General features: G+C 72.0%; 18 protein-coding genes. 10 read left to right on the forward strand and 8 right to left on the reverse strand.

Translation table 11 applies throughout. From position 1 onward, the window contains the following. Nucleotides 1–48: 48 nt before the first annotated feature. The gene (locus OG624_RS03740) at nt 49–594 is read left to right on the forward strand and encodes a hypothetical protein (RefSeq protein WP_244290817.1); all 546 of its coding nucleotides are present in this window, start codon (nt 49–51) and stop codon (nt 592–594) included. Nucleotides 595–826: 232 nt separating this feature from the next. Here OG624_RS03740 and OG624_RS03745 read toward each other — a convergent pair whose 3' ends face one another. Then, a complete protein-coding gene (locus OG624_RS03745; protein ID WP_371587175.1) occupies nt 827–1,441 on the reverse strand; it encodes a dihydrofolate reductase family protein in 615 nt (204 codons plus the stop codon). Between the two features lie 215 nt (nt 1,442–1,656). On the opposite strand from OG624_RS03745, the gene OG624_RS03750 reads away from it, so the two are divergent. After that, the gene (locus OG624_RS03750; RefSeq protein WP_244290818.1) at nt 1,657–2,223 is read left to right on the forward strand and encodes an HPP family protein; all 567 of its coding nucleotides are present in this window, start codon (nt 1,657–1,659) and stop codon (nt 2,221–2,223) included. A gap of 124 nt (nt 2,224–2,347) precedes the next feature. Here OG624_RS03750 and OG624_RS03755 read toward each other — a convergent pair whose 3' ends face one another. Next, nucleotides 2,348–2,644, reverse strand: a complete 297-nt coding sequence (locus OG624_RS03755; protein ID WP_158711858.1) for a hypothetical protein — start codon at nt 2,642–2,644, stop codon at nt 2,348–2,350. A gap of 371 nt (nt 2,645–3,015) precedes the next feature. Here OG624_RS03755 and OG624_RS03760 point away from each other — a divergent pair, with 371 nt between their 5' ends. The 6 genes from OG624_RS03760 (at nt 3,016) to OG624_RS03785 (ending at nt 10,522) form a co-directional block, all read left to right on the forward strand. After that, nucleotides 3,016–4,236: a cytochrome P450, cyclodipeptide synthase-associated gene (locus tag OG624_RS03760; protein WP_033221355.1), complete on the forward strand. Its 1,221-nt coding sequence runs from the start codon at nt 3,016–3,018 to the stop codon at nt 4,234–4,236. A 112-nt stretch (nt 4,237–4,348) separates the two neighbouring features. Beyond that, nucleotides 4,349–4,741, forward strand: a complete 393-nt coding sequence (locus OG624_RS03765; RefSeq protein ID WP_033221360.1) for a nuclear transport factor 2 family protein — start codon at nt 4,349–4,351, stop codon at nt 4,739–4,741. A gap of 108 nt (nt 4,742–4,849) precedes the next feature. Beyond that, nucleotides 4,850–6,853, forward strand: coding sequence for an AAA family ATPase (locus tag OG624_RS03770; RefSeq protein WP_051763345.1), 2,004 nt, complete (start codon nt 4,850–4,852; stop codon nt 6,851–6,853). 182 nt (nt 6,854–7,035) lie between these two features. Then, nucleotides 7,036–8,577: an MFS transporter gene (locus OG624_RS03775; RefSeq protein WP_371639066.1), complete on the forward strand. Its 1,542-nt coding sequence runs from the start codon at nt 7,036–7,038 to the stop codon at nt 8,575–8,577. Between the two features lie 58 nt (nt 8,578–8,635). Beyond that, the gene (locus OG624_RS03780) at nt 8,636–9,076 is read left to right on the forward strand and encodes an SRPBCC family protein (protein WP_371639067.1); all 441 of its coding nucleotides are present in this window, start codon (nt 8,636–8,638) and stop codon (nt 9,074–9,076) included. A gap of 81 nt (nt 9,077–9,157) precedes the next feature. Further along, a complete protein-coding gene (locus OG624_RS03785; protein ID WP_371639069.1) occupies nt 9,158–10,522 on the forward strand; it encodes a carotenoid oxygenase family protein in 1,365 nt (454 codons plus the stop codon). Nucleotides 10,523–10,687: 165 nt separating this feature from the next. Here the strand turns inward: OG624_RS03785 and OG624_RS03790 are convergent, their stop codons facing one another. Genes OG624_RS03790 through OG624_RS03800 form a run of 3 tightly spaced genes read right to left on the reverse strand, consistent with a single transcriptional unit; the run spans nt 10,688 to nt 12,473 of the window. Continuing rightward, the gene (locus OG624_RS03790; RefSeq protein ID WP_371640830.1) at nt 10,688–11,149 is read right to left on the reverse strand and encodes a histidine phosphatase family protein; all 462 of its coding nucleotides are present in this window, start codon (nt 11,147–11,149) and stop codon (nt 10,688–10,690) included. 8 nt (nt 11,150–11,157) lie between these two features. Continuing rightward, nucleotides 11,158–11,505 carry a histidine phosphatase family protein gene (locus OG624_RS03795; protein WP_371639070.1) on the reverse strand — a complete coding sequence of 116 codons (348 nt, stop codon included), beginning with the start codon at nt 11,503–11,505 and terminating at the stop codon, nt 11,158–11,160. Between the two features lie 20 nt (nt 11,506–11,525). After that, nucleotides 11,526–12,473, reverse strand: coding sequence for an NADP-dependent oxidoreductase (locus OG624_RS03800; RefSeq protein ID WP_033221366.1), 948 nt, complete (start codon nt 12,471–12,473; stop codon nt 11,526–11,528). A gap of 649 nt (nt 12,474–13,122) precedes the next feature. Between OG624_RS03800 and OG624_RS03805 the strand changes: the two genes are divergently transcribed. Next, entirely contained in the window at nt 13,123–13,494 is a 372-nt protein-coding gene (locus OG624_RS03805; RefSeq protein ID WP_371639071.1) for a hypothetical protein, read from the forward strand. Between the two features lie 113 nt (nt 13,495–13,607). Here the strand turns inward: OG624_RS03805 and OG624_RS03810 are convergent, their stop codons facing one another. From OG624_RS03810 to OG624_RS03820, 3 genes are all read right to left on the reverse strand, one after another. Continuing rightward, a complete protein-coding gene (locus OG624_RS03810; RefSeq protein WP_371639072.1) occupies nt 13,608–14,117 on the reverse strand; it encodes a GNAT family N-acetyltransferase in 510 nt (169 codons plus the stop codon). Nucleotides 14,118–14,252: 135 nt separating this feature from the next. Further along, nucleotides 14,253–14,642, reverse strand: coding sequence for a hypothetical protein (locus OG624_RS03815; RefSeq protein ID WP_352164714.1), 390 nt, complete (start codon nt 14,640–14,642; stop codon nt 14,253–14,255). A gap of 121 nt (nt 14,643–14,763) precedes the next feature. Further along, complete coding sequence (locus OG624_RS03820; RefSeq protein WP_051763727.1) at nt 14,764–15,315, reverse strand: DoxX family protein; 552 nt, start codon at nt 15,313–15,315, stop codon at nt 14,764–14,766. A 126-nt stretch (nt 15,316–15,441) separates the two neighbouring features. Here OG624_RS03820 and OG624_RS03825 point away from each other — a divergent pair, with 126 nt between their 5' ends. Further along, nucleotides 15,442–17,280 (forward strand): diacylglycerol kinase family protein, encoded by a 1,839-nt coding sequence (locus OG624_RS03825; protein ID WP_371639073.1) that lies wholly within the window; start codon nt 15,442–15,444, stop codon nt 17,278–17,280.

A 17,280-nucleotide genomic window follows, 5' to 3' on the forward strand; every position in this document is an offset into this window, starting at 1 on the left:
GGCGCGGCTGTCGTGCGGCGGCAGGGGAACCGGTTCGGGGGAGGAACTGTGGCGTTGCTCGATCAACTGCCCGCTCTGATAGGCGTCGTGGTCGGTTCGCTCGGCTCCTACGCCGTGCAGACCCTGACCGAGCGTCGGCGGTGGACGCGGCAGCGGCAGGAGCGGTGGGACGAGAAGCGCTTCGAGACGTACGGCCGCTACGCCAACGCCCTCAAGGCGCAGCTCCGCGTCACCCAGCGCATCGGCGCCTCGCTCGGATTCGCCGACGTGGCGGACCCGTTGGCGCCGGCGGAGGGCCTGCCGATGCTCGCCGACGCGGAGTCCCACCGGGCGACGGAGTGGGAGTCCGTCCTGCTCGTCGGGGACGCGGCGACGATCGCGGCGGCACGGCACTGGCACGAGACGATCTGGACCGTGGAGCTGCTGGTGCGGGAGGGCACGGTCGACGGCGAGAGGTGGACCAAGGCACATCGGCTCGCGAGTGCGGCACGCGACGCCTTCTACGAGAGCGCACGGAGCGACCTGGGGATAGGGGGAGCTCCACCGCCGTCGGGGCAGTGGCCACGACAGTGGCAGGCCGAGCTCTCCGGGTGACCTCGCCCTAGGCCGTCTCTTTCGGATCTTGTCGGGTGAGCCCGGGTCGTCCGGTGCCATGGGGTCTCCCCAGGCCCGCCAGGGCCGAGGGGAAGCATCGCAAGGCGGAGGGGCCCTCGTGTACTGGACGTACTGGAGTGCCCCGACAACCTGGGGGTCCCCCCGGACGGAGTCTGGGGGATGAGGTGCCGTGCCGGGCGGGCCGGGCCCGGCAAGATCCGAAAGAGACGGCCTAGTGCTGGGGCAGGTGGGTCTTGGCGTCCTCGTACGTGCCCTCGCCCGGTGCGGTGGCCACGGCGTAGGTGAGGTTCAGTACGCCGGTCCGGAAGGTGGCGGCGGACAGCAGCTCCAGCGGGATCGCCGGTGCGTCCTCCTCGAACAGGCGCATGCCGTTGCGTACGGCGATCGGGTGCAGCAGGAGGTTCAGTTCGTCCAGGAGGCCGGCGGCCACGAGTTGGCGTACGACGGAGACCGAGCCGCTGATCCAGACGGGGGTGTCCGTGGCCGGCTCGTTCTTGAGCGCGGCGACCGCTGTGGTGAGGTCGCCGACGAGCTGTTCGGAGTTCCGCCAGGTGAAGTCGAGCCGACTGTTCGACACCACGATCTTGCGGGCGTCGCCGAGCACCTCGGCGAACGGGGCGTCCTCCCCACCGGCCGCTTCCCGGCCCGGCCAGGCGCCCGCGAAGCTGTCGTAGGTCCGGCGCCCGAGAAGCAGCGTGTCGGCCCTGCCGAGGGTCGCGTCGACGGCCGCCCCCATGTCCTCGTCGAAGTAGGGGAAGTGCCACTGGTCGGGCGCCTCGACGACACCGTCGAGCGACATGAACAGCTGCGCCTTGATCTTCCTCATACCGGTCTCCGGGAGCTGGTCGTCGATCCGTCCGTGTACGGCCCCATCCAAGGGCATGCGCCGGCCGGATGCGTATCGACTCCCCGACGGCAGCCGATACGCAGGCGTTGTAGGCCGGTGACAGACCGGCGGTGCAGGGTGGCGGGCGGTGCGCGGGTCCTCCCGTCGCACCCCGACCCGATCCGTGGACCGCCGCCGTGCCAGGAGCCGCCCCAGTGACCGCTGACTCCGTGCTGCCCCGCCGGCGCGTGCCCGGCCCCGAGGCGCCGCATGACGACGTACCGCTCCCGAAGAGGCGCGGGTACCGGTATCCGGCCTGGCGCGGCGCGGCGGCGGGCCTGCACGGGGTCGGCGCGGTCACCGCCGTCCTGCTGGCGCTCGCGGCCATCGGGGCGATGATCAGCGAGCCGGTCCTGATACCGTCCCTCGCCGCGAGCGCCGGGGTCCTGCACAGCGCCCCCACGCTCCCGATGGCCCAGCCCCGGAGCGTCGTCGTCGCGCACCTGCTGGGCGCCGCCGCCGGGTACGTGGCCCTCGCGCTGTGGCAGAGCAACCCTTGGAGTGCGGCGCTGGCCGGAGGACTGACGTTCGCCGCGACCACGCTCGCCCGGACCCCGCACTCACCCGCCTGCGCCACCGCGGTCGTGGTCGTGCTGCAGACCCCGGCTCCCGGACGGTTCGTCCCCCTGCTGCTCGGGGCCACCGTGGTCCTCGTGATCGGCGGTTTCGCGGCGTCCCGCGTACGCCGGGGAGCCGCCCGGTACCCGGTCCGCTGGTGGTAGCGCAGTGCCACCGCCTCCTACGGCGACATCGCCGCCCGCAGCAACGGAACGAACACCTGGACCGGCCGACGGCGTACGCACACCGCCTGGACCGGTACGGAAGGATCGGGCGGCGGCACCTTCATCAGGGCCGCCAACCGAGGACCCTGGCCAGGGACAGCATCAGGCCGAGGTGGGTGACGACCAGGAACACCCACTCCATGGGACCTATGCGCCACCGGACGCGGGCCGTCGCCCGCCATGCGTACGCCGTGGTGCCGACGGCGAGCAGGAGCAGCGGCGCCCAGAGGACGGCCCACCAGGACCGGACTTCGGTCAGGCGGAGTACGAGGGACAGCACCGCGAACAGCGTCGAGGGCAATCCCCATCCCGGCTTCTCCTGCTTCTCGCCGGTCGTCGATATGCCTGCCGAGGCGTTCAAGACATGTCCTTTCGGGGTCGTTTTCGAACAAGGCTCACCATAAACGCCGTTTGTGCAGACACGCTCAAGAAATCTCTCCCTCCCCATGCGACCACGACCCCTCAGGCCTCCGGTCTGGCATCCTGAGCTGCGGATCTTGCGCCGTTTTCGACCCAATGGCCGGAGGCGAAGTCCCTCCAACCGGCGCAACCCATAACGGCGTTCGCGCGTCTTGCAGGCCGGACCGCCCACCTGCTCGTTCTCCCGCGCACGCGAGAGACACAGGCGGCCGTCCCGGCCGGAACCCCTTCGGCCAGGACCAGGGCGGGGGCTCTCGCCGACCCCCGCTCTCGTTCCTTCCGTGCGTCGCGCAGTTCGAGAGGCCTTCCCCCATGTCCGTGGTCGATACCGATTTCAGCATCTTTTCCGAGGACTTCGCCGCTGGTCCCGATCGCTTTTTCGCACAACTGCGGGAGCAGAGACCGGTGCATTACGAACCGGCGATCGACAGCTACTTCGTCTCCCGCCACGAGGACGTGAAACGGGTGCTGACCGACCATGAGCTGTTCACCACCCAGAATCTGCAGGTGCGCGCCGAGCCGGTGATGCGTGGGCGCGTCCTCGCCCAGATGACCGGGGCCGAGCACACCGCCAAACGAAGAATCGTCGTCCGGGCCTTCACCGGATCGGCTCTCCAGGACCAGATACGCGTCATCCACGCCAACGCCGCCGAGCTCATCGCCCCGTTCCTCTCCCTGGGCCGGGTGGACCTGGTCAACGACTTCGGCAAGCCGTTCGGCATGCACGTGACCCTCGACGTCCTGGGACTGGACCGGAAGGACTGGCAGCAGGTGGCCGCCTGGCACAGCGGGGTGGCCGAGTTCATCACCGGCCTGAACCTCACCCCCGAGCGCCGCCGCCACTGCGTCGACCAAGCCGAGCGCTTGGAGGCCTATCTCCTCCCGGTCATCGAACAGCGGCGCCGCGATCCCGGCGACGACCTGATCTCCCAGCTGTGCACCGCCGAGTTCGACGGCGTCGCGATGACCGGTCGCGAGGTCACCGCACTGATCATCAACGTTCTGGTGGCCGCCACCGAGCCCGCGGACAAGACCCTCGCCCTGCTCTTCAAGCACCTCATCGACCATCCCGAGCAGATGGCGCAGGTCCGCCGGGATCCGGATCTGCTGGGCGCCGCGATCGCCGAGACCCTGCGCTACACCCCGCCGGTCCAGCTCATTCCCCGCCAGGCGGAGAAGGACGCCGAGTTCGCCGGCACCACCGTCCCGGCGGGCGCCACCGTCTTCTGCATGATCGGCGCGGCCAACCGCGACCCCGACGCCTTCACCGCGCCGGACACCTTCGACATCCACCGCTCGGACCTGGGCACCGCCCGCTCCTTCACCGCTGCCGCCCAGCACCTGGCCTTCGGTACCGGACTCCACCAATGCGTCGGCACCGCCTTCGCGCGCGCCGAGCTGGAGACCGTCGCGGGGATGCTCCTGCCCCTGCTCGACCGGGTCCACTACAGCCCCGGCTTCCGGTACCAGGAGACCGGCCTCTACACCCGGGGTCCGGTCGCGCTGTCGCTGGACTTCACCCCCGTCCGCTGACGCGACACGTACGCGCGTGACCGACGTACGTGACCGCCGTACCTGACCGCCGCACGACCGTCCCTCCCCGGGACTTCCCCCGTACACCCCCCACTCTCAGGCGAAGACGACCATGACATCGACCGACATCACCCGAGCCATCGACGATCTGCTGTTCACCCCCGGCCTCGACCTCACCGAAGCCATCGACCGGCACTTCACCCCTGACTACCGCCAGCGCACCAACGGCGTGTGGAGCGACCGCGCGTCCTTCACCCAGCACATGACACGCCTGCGTTCCTTGATCCGCAGCGGGCACATCGAGGTCCACGACGAACTCCGTGACGGGACGCGCTACGCCGACCGCCACACCGTCACCCTCGTCCACGAGGACGGCCACACCTCCCGTACCGAGGTCTACCTCTTCGCCCTGCTGGCCGCCGACGGCCGCTTCCGGCGCGTCGAGGAGACCACGCTCCTGGTCACCGGGCACGCCGATGACGGGAACCTCGGCCTCGTCAAGTGACATGAACGGGCGTGCGTGGAAATCGACTTCGCGCAGGCCCAGGGTGTCCGCGACCGTTCCCGGCCACCCGCAACCGCTGTCCACCGCCGCAACGAAGGAGGACCCACCATGGTGTCCGTGGGGGAAAGACTGAGCAGGGCGCGCGTACAGGCGTTCGTCGGCCGGGGCGAGGAACTGGAGCGATTCGGCGAGGCGTTGGCGGGTGATCCGCAGGCACCGTTCGCGTTCTACGTGTACGGGCCGGGCGGCATCGGGAAGTCGACGCTGCTGCGGCGGCTGGCGGACCACGCCCGGGCCGCCGGCCGGCTGCTCGTCGAACTCGACGGCCGCTTCGTCAGCCGCGACCCGGCCGATTTCGAGCACGCCGCCGGGCCGTTCCTGGACGTGCCGGGCACGGTCCTGTTCGTGGACTCGTTCGAGCACTGCCAGTGGCTGGAGAGCTGGCTGTGGCACCACTTCCTGCCGCGTGCCGCGGACGACACCCTGGTCGTCCTAGGGGGCCGGCGGGCTCCGCAGCCGCAGTGGGCCGCCGATCCGGCCTGGTCCCGGCTCCTGCACGTGAGCGAGCTGGAGCCGTTCTCCGCGGAGCAGGCCCGGAGCCTGCTGGTGGCGGCGCAGATCCGGCCCGAGCTGCGGGACCGGGTGCTGCGCTTCGCCGGGGGCAACCCGCTCGCGCTGTCGCTGGCGGCCGCCGCCGGGTCGGAGGGCTGCGGCCGGGAGGAGATCTGGGCACCCACGGCAGACGTGCTCCGCACCCTGCTCGCGGGGCTGATCGGGGAGGTGCCCACGGCGTCCCACCGTCGCGCCCTGGAGGTGGCGGCGCAGGCCCACTCGACGTCCGAGGAGCTGCTGGCCGCGGTACTCCCCGGGGAGGACGTGCATCCGCTCTTCTCCTGGCTGCGCGACCTGCCCTTCATGGAGTCCAGCCTGCGGGGGTTGTACCCGCACGACGCGGCGCGCGAGACGCTGGCCGCCGACCTGCGCTGGCGGGCGCCCAACGCCTTCGAGGCGATGCGCCGGCGCCTGGCGGACGAGTACCTGCGCATCCTGCGCGAGGCGCCGGAGGAACGGGTGTGGACCGTCACCGACGATCTCTTCTACCTGTTCCGGGAAGGCGCGACGCTGGCCCGGCTGCGCTCCTGGTCCCGCGAGGACGAGGTCCACGACCGTCCGCTGCACCCGGACGACATCGATGTCATCCTGCGCATGGCCACCGAGACGGAAGGGGCCGCCTCGGCGGACCTGGTCCGCTACTGGGCGCGGCGTCAGCCGGAGTCGTTCAGCGTGTACCGGCTCGTGGGCACGGGCCGGATCGTGGCGTTCACGGCGCGACTGGTCCTGCCGTACCCTCCCGATGCCCAGGACCTGGCCACCGATCCCGTTGTCGCCGCGGCCTGGCGGTACACCGAGGACACCGACCCGGTCAGCCCCGGTGAGCACATCGGCGTCAGCCGTTTCTCGATCTACCCCGAGCAGTACCAGGTGCCCTCCCGGGTCATCGACCTGAGCAGTTCCCGGGCCCAGGCGGAGGCGGCCCGCGCCCGCGGACGCGCGTACGGGTTCGCCGTGTTCCAGGACGCCGAGACGTGGGCAGCGCGGGTCAAGGGCACGCTGGTGGACACGGGGGCGCGGCCGCGGGTCGGCGCTCACACGTACGGGCTGTTCGGCGTCGACTGGCGTCAACTGCCCGTGGAGACATGGCTCATGCGTTTCATATCGGCCACCGAGGCGCCGGCTGCCCCGTCCGGGCCGTCGCCCGTGTCGCGCACCGCGTTCGACCAGGCCGTGCGCGAGGCGCTGGCCCACTGGCGTGACGCGGACGCGTTCTCCGCCTGCGCGCTGATGCGGTCCCGTCTCGCGGCCGACTTCGACAGTCCTGTCGGGGAATTGCGTGCCCTGCTGCGCGGGGCGGTCGACGAACTGGGGCTCGACCCGCGCGGGGTGCGCGCCCGCGAGGCCCTGACGGCCGGCTACTTCTCCGGCGCGCCCACCCAGGAGGCCGCTGCCCGCCGCCTGGGTCTCCCGTACGGCACCTACCGCCGCCATCTGCGCCAGGGCCTGGATCTGCTCTGTGAGGCCTTGTGGCAGCAGGAGTTGCACGACCCGCGGTAGCGACGGTGGACGGACGCGCACCGCCGGCGCGGCCGGGTGCCGTGCCCGGTGTCCGGTCGGGCCGGTGCCGGTGTCGGTGCCGGCCCGGTGCCGGCCCGGTGGACAGGTGTGGACAGGAGTGGACAGTGGCCGGTCCTGTCGGGCCTGGATAGTGGACAGCGTCCGCGTCGAGTCTGTGCGGCATGAACGTTGCACTCACTCAGACGGGCCGGGCACCAGGCCGGGCCCCCGGGCCGGGAGCGGTGCTGGCCGCGCTCGCCGCGGCCCAGTTCACCGTCATGCTCGCCACCTCGATCGTCAATGTGGCGCTGCCGCAGATCCGCGCGGGGGCGAGCCTCTCGGACGGCGGGACCACCTGGGTGGTCAACGCCTACGGCCTGGCGTTCGGGGCACTGCTCCTGGCGGGCGGCCGGGTGGCCGATCTCCTGGGCCGCCGCCGGGTGCTGGTCGGCGGGCTCGCCCTGTTCGCACTGGCTTCGGCGGCGGCCGGACTGACCAGCTCCTCCGGCGTGCTGATCACCGCCCGGGCGGTGCAGGGTGTGGGCGCCGCCGCGATCGCCCCGGCCGCGCTCGCCCTGGTGATGGACCGGTTCCCGCCCGGTCCGGGGCGCGGTAGGGCGCTGGGCGTGTGGGGTGCGGTCTCCGGCGCGGGAGCGGCCGGCGGAGTGCTGCTGGGCGGTGTGCTCACCCAGGCGTGGGGCTGGCCCTGGATCTTCCACTCGGTGGCTCTCGGATCGGCGGTGGTACTGGCCGCCGTGGTCGCGCTGGTACCACGGGACACCAAAGCGGAGACCGGACGGCAGGGCGAACTGCAGGGCGCGACGAAACAAGGCCGGTTCGACCTGCTGGGCACCGTCACCGTCACGCTCGCCCTGACCTCCCTGGTGTGGGGGCTGACCACGGCACGCGGCGCCGGCTGGACCGACGCCCGGGTGCTGGGCTCCCTCGGCGCCGCCGCCGTGCTGCTCCTGGCCTTCTGCGTGATCGAGCGCCGCCGGCCGAACGCGCTCGTACCGCCGCGGCTGCTCCGCGCCGGCCGGGTCGCCGCGGGCAATCTGCTGATGGCGCTGCTGGGGTCCGTATGGATCGCCTTGTTCTTCTTCCTGCCGCTCTACCAGCAACAGGTGCTCGGGTCCGGCCCCTTGCTCACCGGGGTGGGACAACTCCCGCTCGCCGTGGCCCATATGATCGGCTCCGCTCTCGCTCCGCGGATCGCCCGAGTCGTCGGAGCCACCGCGACCGTCACTGCGGCGCTGCTGACCGAGGCCGCCGGTCTGTTGTGGCTGTCATGGATGCGGCCGGACGGGACCTACCTCGTCGATGTCCTCGGGCCGAGCATCCTGATCGGCCTGGGCCTGAGCATCGCCTTCGTCCAGCTGACCGCGCTCGCGGTGGACGGCGTACCGCGTGAGGACGCGGGTCTCGCCGGCGGACTGGTGAACACCACCCGACAGGTCGGCGGCGCCATCGGCCTAGCCACGCTCGCCACCCTGGCCGGCTCCGTCACCGCCCACGCGTCCACCGACCGGCCGCCTCTGGACGCCCTCACCGCCGGCTACCAGACGGCCTTCACCGTCTCCGCCGCCGTCCTGGCCGCCACCGCGCTCCTCGCCCTGTTCCTGACCCGCCGTCCCGGCGCGCGTACGGCGACCGGCACCACCGCCCGACCGGCCGGCGCCGACCCGGGAACCTCTCCGCTCCCACCGGTCCCGCTGGACCGATGAATCAGCCACAACCGCAGCCGCAGCACCGACACATCTCATCCAGACAGGAAGTACAGCCATGGTCACCATCGACGAAACCGCCCCCGTGATCGTCCGCCTGAGCACCGTGATCGACGCCCCGCTCTCGACCGTGTGGGCGCTGCACACCGATGTCGCGGCCTGGCCGACCTGGAACACGGACATCGACCGGTCGGCGGTCGACGGACCGCTTCTTACCGGCCGTTCCTTCCGCTGGCTCACCCACGGCCTGGACATCACCTCCACCGTGCGCGAGCTGGTCCCGGGGAAGCGGATCGTGTGGGGCGGGACCGTCGAGGGCATCGTCGGCGTCCACGTATGGGCCTTCGAGCAGTCCGACGCCGGTGTCGTCGTCCACACCGAGGAGTCCTGGAGCGGAGAACCCGTCGACGCCGAGGTCGACGAACTCGGCAAGGCTCTCCACGACTCCCTCGAAGGCTGGCTCTCCCACCTCAAGAACCGTGCGGAACAGCCCGTCTGACCGCACATCACCTCCATGCCCCCACGCACGCACGTGTCCACCGATCGACCCGTCCCCGCATCCACGAAAGGGATTTTCGCCATGACGACCACCCCGCCGTACCTGACCGGCCACTACACCCCCGTCGCCGACGAGATCTCCGCGACCGACCTGACCGTCGAGGGCTCCCTGCCGCCGGAGCTGACCGGCCGGCTTCTGCGCAACGGCCACAACCCCAAGCCCGGTGTCACCCCCACCCACTGGTTCAAGGGCAGCGGCATGGTCCACGGCATCCGCCTGCGCGACGGCCGCGCCGAGTGGTACCGCAACCGCTGGGTCCACACCCCCGCCCTCGAAGGCGCCCCGTACATGACCGAACGCGGCCCCGACCTGACCGCCAGCACCGCCGGCACCCATGTCATCGAACACGCCGGACGCCTCCTCGCCCTGTGCGAGGCCAACCTCCCCTTCGAACTCACCCCCGACCTCGACACCGTCGGCGCCTACGACTTCGACGGCAAGCTGCGCGGCGCGATGACCGCACACCCCAAGGAGGACCCGGTCACCGGCGAGCTCCACTTCTTCGGCTCCTCGCCCTTCCCGCCGTTCCTGAACCACTACGTCGCCGACGCCAAGGGCTCCATCACCCACAGCGCCGAGGTTCCCGGAGCGACCGCCTCCCTCAAGCACGACTTCGCCATCACCCGCCGCCACGTCGTCTTCATCGAGGGCAACGTCACCTTCGACCCCACCGAGCACTCGGGCATCCCGTACAGCTGGAGCGACCACCAGCCCTCCCGCATCGGCGTCATGCCCCGCGGCGAGGGCGGCGCCCGCCACACCCGCTGGTTCTCCATCGAGCCGGGCAACATGCTCCACGTCTCCAACGCCTACGAGGACGGCGAGGGCCGCATCGTCCTGGAGGGCCCCACCGTCGACCGGGAGGCCTTCCAGCTCTCCTGGAACTGGTGGGTCGGCGCCCCGGGGCGCGGCAGCGAGCCCAACACCCGTTCCTACACCCGCCGATGGGTGATCGACCTGTCCGCCGGCACCGTGGACGAGCAGATCATCGACGACCTCGCGGTCGAATTCCCCACCCTCAACGAGGACTACCTCGGCGCTGAGAACCGCTACCAGTACGCCATCTCCTTCCCCGACGAGAAGGGCTTCGGCGGCTACGGCATCGTCAAGTACGACCGCACCACGGGCGCGCGGCGCATCCACCAGGTGGGCGACGCCCGGCTGCCGAGCGAGGCGGTCTTCGTCCCCGCGGCCGGCGCCACCGGCGAGGACGACGGCTACCTCCTGAGCGTCGTCTCCGACCTCAAGCAGGACGCCTCGCAGCTGCTGGTCCTCGATGCCTCGGGCCTCGACCGGATCGCCACCGTCCACCTGCCGCGGCGCGTCACCGCGGGCATCCACGGGTCCTGGACCCCCGACAGCGAGCTCGACGGTTCGGCGAGCTGACCCCGAGCGGGGATGCGCCCATCCTGTGGCGCATCCACCACCGCTCCCCCGAACGGCCCTTCCCCCGGGGCCGACTGCCGGAGCCGCGTCCATCGCGCGGCTCCGGCACTCTTCTGTGCGGGGCCGGCACGCGGCCGGGCGTCGGACATGAGGCGGCGGCCTTGCCTACGGGACGTTCCAGGCGGAGATGACGGGGTGCCCGTCCTCTGTGGCCAGGACGCTGAGAGTGCCCGGATGCGGGTGGCCGAGCAGTCGGCTCGCGGACGGGTCGAGGCCGAGCCAACGCGCGGTGAGCACGCGTGCCAGGTGGCCGTGCGCGACCACGGCCACATCGCCCTCGCGCAACAGCGGACGGATGCGGTCCAGCACCGCGTCCGTGCGTGCGGCCACCTGCGCGAGCTCTTCGCCGGGGTGGTCGGCGTCACCGGGAATGACGCCGTCGCGCCACAGGTCCCAGCCTGGCCTCGCCTCGCGGATCTGCTCGGCGGTCAGCCCTTCGTAGCCGCCGTAGTCCCACTCCAACAGGTCTGGATCGGGCTCGGCGCCTGTCAGGCCGGCGAGCTCGGCGGTCCGCATGGCGCGGCCCGACGGGCTACTGAACTCGGCAACCAGACGGCGGTGGGCCAGCCTCGGAGCTAGGCCGTCTCTTTCGGATCTTGTCGGGTGAGCCCGGGTCGTCCGGTGCGGTGCATCGCAAGGCGGAGGGGCGCTCGTGTACTGGACGTACTCGAGTGCCCCGACAACCTGGGGGTCCCCCCGGACGGAGTCTGGGGGATGAGGTGCCGTGCCGGGCGGGCCGGGCCCGGCAAGATCCGAAAGAGACGGCCTAGAGCACCGGCTGCGGCCTCGCCCGCTTCGGTCAGAGCGACGTCGGTACGTCCGGCGTGCCGCCCCGACAAGCTCCACTCGGTCTGGCCGTGCCTGATCACCATCAGCTCACCCATGGCCGCCAAGCTATCTGATCTTGCGGTCCGCCGAGACATCTTCTTCGGCCCGGCGGCTGTCAGGTCGTGATGACGAGTTTGCCGCGGACGTGCCCGTTCAGGAGGGCGGTGCGGGCCTCGTCGATGGAGGCGAGGGGGTAGTTGCGGGTCTCGGCGACGCGCAGGCCGCCCGCCGTCACCCCGGTGGCCAGGCGCGCCATGTCCTCGCCGGTGGCCTGGTAGGCGAAGTTCACCGCCCTGATGCCCCGGGCCGCGAGAGCGTCGGGGTCGGTGGCGAAGACCGTGCTGAGCAGCCGGCCGCCATCGCGCAGCAGAGGTGCGATACGGGTGGAGACGGTCTCGGCGTCGTCGGCGAGGTCGATCACGGCGTCGATGCCGTCGGGGTGGGCGGCGCGGACCGCGTCCGCGACGTCGGTGGTGCGGTGATCGATGGTCTCGGCCGCGCCCAGGGAGCGGGCGTATGCGTGGTCCGCGGCGGACGCGACGGCGATGACGTGGGCGCCGCGGTCGGTGGCCATCTGTAGCGCGTAGGAGCCCACGCCGCCGGTCGCACCGACCACCAGGAGCTTTTCGCCCTCGGTCAGGCCGAGCCAGTCCACCGCGCTCTGTGCGGTCCCGCCGGTCATCGGCAGCGCCGCGGCGGCCACGGGGTCCAGGCCATCGGGGCGGTGTGCGAGCGCCGCCTGCCGGGGGGCGGTCATGTATTCGGCGAAGGAGCCGTGCTCGAAGGAGCGCGGCCACACGAGGCCGAACACCTCGTCTCCGACGGCGAAGTCGGCACCCTCACCGGCCGCGGTCACCATGCCTGCCACGTCGAAGCCGAGGGTGAGGGGGAAGGAGAACTCGGCTCCCGAGCCGGCCAGCTCTCCGCCGGCCGTCTTGAAGTCGAGCGGGTTGACTCCCGCCGCACGAACCCTGATCTGCACCTCGCCCGGCCCGGGGTCCGGAACGGGGACTTCCCGAAGGGCGGGGGTGTCGCCGAAGGCGTCGATGACGTAAGCGCGCACAGCGGGGGCCTTTCAGGAATGGCCGCCGAACCCTGCGGCCTGAGGCAGCCGGAGTCGGAGGACGGTCGGACACCGACATGGACCGCAAGGGATCATCGCCCGGGAACGACGGACGCAAGCGCCCGGAACACCCCGATCGGCCAGGGGCGACCCGAACGGCGTATCGGAAGGCAGCCCGGAACCGACACTGCGGGGGCACGGCCGACCGCTGTGGGAGCCGTATCAGGCAGCGGTGCCGAGGCCTCCCGCACCTGCGCCCTCATCTGTCGTCGACGCCTCGCTTCGCCAGGTGGGCGCTCAGCAAGCTCAACGCGAAGTGGTGACCGTACCGACGTGCCGGCTCCATGCCGGGCCAAGGTCTCGGCGTCCTCGTGCTCCACTGCCTGATGGGCAGGCGTTCAGTAGCCACTCATCAGGACATTCAACTGCCGGCACAACGCGACCACCAGCGACTTTTCCGCATCACCACCCGATGCCACTCGGCTCCTGCGCGCGGGGGGATGGGGCCTGTCACGCGCCTGTGACAGTCGGCGGACAGCTTCATGAAGGTCCGGGGTCAGTCTTTTAACCAGAGAACAAACCGGGCATATCGCCCGACATTCTCCGGAAAACGAACCCTCTCCCCCGCCCCGAACAAGGAGTCATTCCGATGGTCCGCACCTCCCGCAAGCAGCGTTTCGCGATGATCGCCGTCTCCGCCACGATCGTCGGAGGTGGCGTACTGATCCCCACCAGCGCCTTCGCCGCCACGACCACCACCGCAGGCACGACCACGCACGCCGCCGGACAGGTCGAGAACCACACCACGAAGGACCACCGGGACAACAAGCGACACACCAACGACAAGGGCAAGAACAAGAGCAAGAAGAACCAGAAGCACCAGGGCGGCAAGAACAAGGTCCGCGACGTCGAGAACATGCCCGGCTGCAAGTTCTACCAAGGCAAGGTCTACTGCGAACACAAGACCGACAAGCCCGCACCCGCACCCGCCCCGGCCCCGGCCCCGGCCCCCAAGGCGTAACCCACCCTCACCCACATCGCCGACCAGCCTCCCCCTGCCGAACCCCTACCCGGGACCGGGCAGGGGTCTCGGCCGTACCGCACGCCCCACCGGGGTCGGGCGCGGTGCGGTCCTCAGCTCAGCGCCGCACGGGGATCGACGCGCCAATGGTTCGTCCTCAGGACTCGGTCCGCGAAGGTCACGTCCCGCTCTTCCAGGAGCTGGAATCCCAGTGAACGGCATATGCCGTTCGAAGGGTCATTCGTCACCGCCGGAAACGCGTGCACGAGTCCCCACCGGCCGTCGTCCCGGGCACGCTCCAGCAGTGCCCGTACCGCCCGCCTGCCCACGCCACGCCCCTTGAACTCCGGCAGCACCATCCAGCCGATCTCGGATATCTCCTCGCCGTCCTCCGAGTGGGACCAGAGCGTCACGGTGCCCGCCGCCACCGCAGGATCCGCCTCGTCGAGAACGATCATCTTGATCCACTGCGCACCCGACTCCGCGCTCCGAACGTCGCGACGGACCTTGTCCTCCATGCCTTCGCGCGGAAGCGGCCCACCGAGATCGATCATCATGGCCGGGTCGCACCGCATGCGCACGTAGGCATCCACATCGCCGAGCTGGACGTCCCGCAGCTGCATCCCTACTCCTCTGTCGGCTCTCCACCTGATGCGTCTCGATCATCCTGGACGTCGGGTCGACGATGCCGGCAGGCGACACGGGTTCCGCCGGAAGCGCACGTCACGAGCCGTTCCTGCCGCTGAGATCGGCGGCCCTCAGTCGTCCCCGGGGCGCGGCCCCTCGTCCGGCCCGGTCCGCAGATCCAGCATGGCGAGCAGGGCCGCCAGGTCTTCGGGGCCTGCGGTACGGGAAGCGACCGCCGCGTGGGCCCGCTCGCGGCGGCCCGCGGCGACGCCCGCAGTGGTGTCCGCGTCCCGGCAGCGCGGCTCACCCGTGGCATCCGCTCCGGAACCGATCTCCGCGTCGGAGAAGGAGCGGTGCTCGGCGGCGCCCGCACAGGTGGGGGCGATACCGGGTCGCCTGCGGCGCCGGGCGCTCCGGGCGACGCCGGCCAGGATCTCCGCCAGGTGGCGCGGGCGAAGCGTGCTCGGGCGGAGCAACGGGCCGACGGGTATCCGTAGGGCGTTGCCACGGGCGTCTGCCATGGGGTTCTCCTCGCCGTTCGGTCGGGTGCCGGATCGGTGGTGGTGGCCAGGACCCGGAGGTCGTGCGCCGGGTGGCGCTGCCGGCCGGGGAGACCGGAGCGGAGCGGCCGTTCGGCCCGCCTCAGCGGGAGCCGGTGAGGGAGTCGGTGAGGGAGTCGGCCACCCCCTTGGCGCGGTGGACCGTGCGCGCCGCGGCTGCCTCGACGGGGCGGCGGACGGCAGCCACCGGATGCCGGTGGTCGAACGCGTGCCGGGAGCGGAAGACGAGTGAGGGCTTGCCGTGGGTGTCCACGGCTGCGATGAGGAGCGCTCCCAGCGTGGAGAGGTCGGTCAGGAAGTGGGCGCGCTGCCGCGCGCGCTCCTGTGGGTCCTCCACCGTCCAGAAGGCATGCGTGGTGAGGGAGGTCGGCACGAGCGTGGCGGCGAGCGTGAGCGCGCTCAGGCGCGGTGCGCGCCCGGTCGCGAACATCAGTCCCGCCGCGGCCTGGATCGTGCCGGCGACGCGCACCAGCTGGAGCGGATCTCCGGCGAGGGCCGGGATGCGCTTCCCGACCTCCTGGATGACGGGTCGGGCCCCTTCCGCGACGGTCTCGGGGCGGTGCAGGGTGCGTAGGCCGCCCGTGACGAACGGGACGGCGAGGAGAGGGCGGGCGAGCTTTCGTAGAACGGCCATGGCCCGCTGTTGCCCAAACCCCGCCCTTCCATCCAGGCAAATTCCTGTGCGCCCCCGACCGGGGCTCGCCCGGGGCGCGGTGTCGGCGGGACGCATGACCGAGCCGTTGCGGGTAACACGGCGTCAATGAGCAACGCACACTCCGCAGGCGTGAGATCCGGCCTCCTCCTCCTGCTGCTGCCCTTGCAGGCAGCCTCGGTCGCCGGTCTGGGATTGTTGGTGACCGGGCCGCTGGCCGGCCGGTGGCCGCTCTCGGTGGAGGACGGTGTGAACCGGGCCTTGGCGGACCGGCGCGAGACTCTCGTCACGGCGGTCTCGGCGGGGATGTCGCGGCTGGCCGCCACCGAGAGCATCGTCACGCTGACGCTGGTCGCCGTGCTGGCCCTGCTGCTCGTGCCCGGGGTGCCCCGCGTCCGCCGGTGGCGGAACGCCGCGTTCCTCGCCGGGTCCGTGGCCGCCCAGTCCGCGGTTTTCCTGCTCGTCACCGTGGTGGTGGGGCGTGCCCGGCCCGATGTGCCGCACCTGGACGCGGCGCCGCCGACCTCCAGCTTCCCCTCCGGGCACGTCGGGGCCGCCACGGCGCTCTTCGGCGGACTGGCCGTGCTCGCGGCCTGGCGGTTGAGCGGTGCCCGGCGGGCCCTGGTGGTGGGCCTGCTCCTGCTGGTCCCCACGGCGGTGGCGGTCTCCCGGGTGTACCGGGGTATGCACCACCCCTCGGACGTCGTGGTGGGGCTGCTGAACGGCGGGTGCACCCTGCTGGTGATGGCGTACGCGCTGTTCTGGTCCACGCCCGGTACGAGGGCCTCGACGGGCCTCCCCGCGCCCCGGACCCGCCCGGACGACACCGGGGCCGCCCACACCGCCACCCGGATACCCACCGCCGCTCCCGCCGCTCCCGCCGGCCCGGGCCGGACCGTGGTGGTCCGCCACCCGCACGGCTGCGATGACGGCACGGCCGCCCGGGTGCGGGCCCTCCTACGCGGCCACGGCTGCACGGACCAGGTGTGGACCTCGACCACCGCCGAGGAGCCGGCGGGCGCACTCGCCGCCCGCGTGGCCGAGGCGGACACCGCCCTGGTGGTGGTCTGCGGAGGCGACGGCACGGTACGGGCCTGCGCCGACGTGCTGTCCGGCGGCGGGATCCCGCTGGCGATCGTCCCCTGCGGGACCGGGAACCTCCTGGCCCGCAACCTGCGGCTGCCCGCCGATCCCGACACGGCCCTGCGGGAGGCCCTGGCCGGGACGACCGTCGGGATCGACCTGGGCCGGATCCACGGTGACGGACTCGCGCCGACCCGGTTCACGGTCATGGCCGGGGCCGGGTTCGACGCCGCCATGGTCCGGGACGCCTCCGCCCGGCTCAAGCGGCGCCTGGGCTGGGCCGCGTACGTACTCTCCGCCCTGCGCCACCTCGGAGATCCCCGGATGCGGCTGTCGGTCCGGCTCGACGGGGGCGCCCCGTTGGAGCGGCGGGCCCGCATGGTCGTCGTCGGCAACGTCGGCTCCCTGCAGGGCGGGCTGCCCCTCCTGCCGGACGCCCGCCCCGACAGCGGTCGGCTGGAGGTGGTGCTCCTCGATCCGCGGGGTGTCGCGGGCTGGCTCGCGGCGGCCCGGCACCTCCTGACCCGGCCTGCGACGCGGGCGTCCGGGCCGCGCCTGACCGGCGGCCAGGAGCGGCGGGCGGCGCGCGGGGCGTTGGAGTACTTCAGCGCCGAGCGGATCGACCTGCGCTTCGCCCGACCTCAGCCGCGCGAGCTCGACGGCGACGCCTTCGCCGCCGGGACCCGCCTGACCGCCGAGGTCGAGCCGGGCGCGTTGCGCGTCTGCCTGCCCGTACGCGGGCCGGCCGAGCAGGTCGCCGCAGCCGGGCCGGTCCGGGCGGCCGACGGGGCCGAGGAGCCCGGCGGGGCGCGCGTCACGGCCCGCCCACCCGCGCGGACCGGCCGACCGGACGGGGTGCGCTGA

Origin of the sequence: Streptomyces virginiae (assembly GCF_041432505.1) — a bacterium.
Lineage (GTDB): Bacteria > Actinomycetota > Actinomycetes > Streptomycetales > Streptomycetaceae > Streptomyces > Streptomyces virginiae_A.

Excerpts from the sequence above, each read along its gene's own strand:
- OG624_RS03745 (WP_371587175.1), bottom strand. The coding sequence starts at position 1,441 with ATGAGGAAGATCAAGGCGCAGCTGTTCATGTCGCTCGACGGTGTCGTC.
- OG624_RS03805 (WP_371639071.1), top strand. The coding sequence starts at position 13,123 with ATGGTCCGCACCTCCCGCAAGCAGCGTTTCGCGATGATCGCCGTCTCC.
- OG624_RS03825 (WP_371639073.1), top strand. The coding sequence starts at position 15,442 with ATGAGCAACGCACACTCCGCAGGCGTGAGATCCGGCCTCCTCCTCCTG.
- OG624_RS03760 (WP_033221355.1), top strand. The coding sequence starts at position 3,016 with ATGTCCGTGGTCGATACCGATTTCAGCATCTTTTCCGAGGACTTCGCC.
- OG624_RS03795 (WP_371639070.1), bottom strand. The coding sequence starts at position 11,505 with ATGTCTCGGCGGACCGCAAGATCAGATAGCTTGGCGGCCATGGGTGAG.
- OG624_RS03765 (WP_033221360.1), top strand. The coding sequence starts at position 4,349 with ATGACATCGACCGACATCACCCGAGCCATCGACGATCTGCTGTTCACC.
- OG624_RS03780 (WP_371639067.1), top strand. The coding sequence starts at position 8,636 with ATGGTCACCATCGACGAAACCGCCCCCGTGATCGTCCGCCTGAGCACC.
- OG624_RS03820 (WP_051763727.1), bottom strand. The coding sequence starts at position 15,315 with ATGGCCGTTCTACGAAAGCTCGCCCGCCCTCTCCTCGCCGTCCCGTTC.
- OG624_RS03785 (WP_371639069.1), top strand. The coding sequence starts at position 9,158 with ATGACGACCACCCCGCCGTACCTGACCGGCCACTACACCCCCGTCGCC.
- OG624_RS03770 (WP_051763345.1), top strand. The coding sequence starts at position 4,850 with ATGGTGTCCGTGGGGGAAAGACTGAGCAGGGCGCGCGTACAGGCGTTC.
- OG624_RS03775 (WP_371639066.1), top strand. The coding sequence starts at position 7,036 with ATGAACGTTGCACTCACTCAGACGGGCCGGGCACCAGGCCGGGCCCCC.
- OG624_RS03815 (WP_352164714.1), bottom strand. The coding sequence starts at position 14,642 with ATGGCAGACGCCCGTGGCAACGCCCTACGGATACCCGTCGGCCCGTTG.
- OG624_RS03810 (WP_371639072.1), bottom strand. The coding sequence starts at position 14,117 with ATGCAGCTGCGGGACGTCCAGCTCGGCGATGTGGATGCCTACGTGCGC.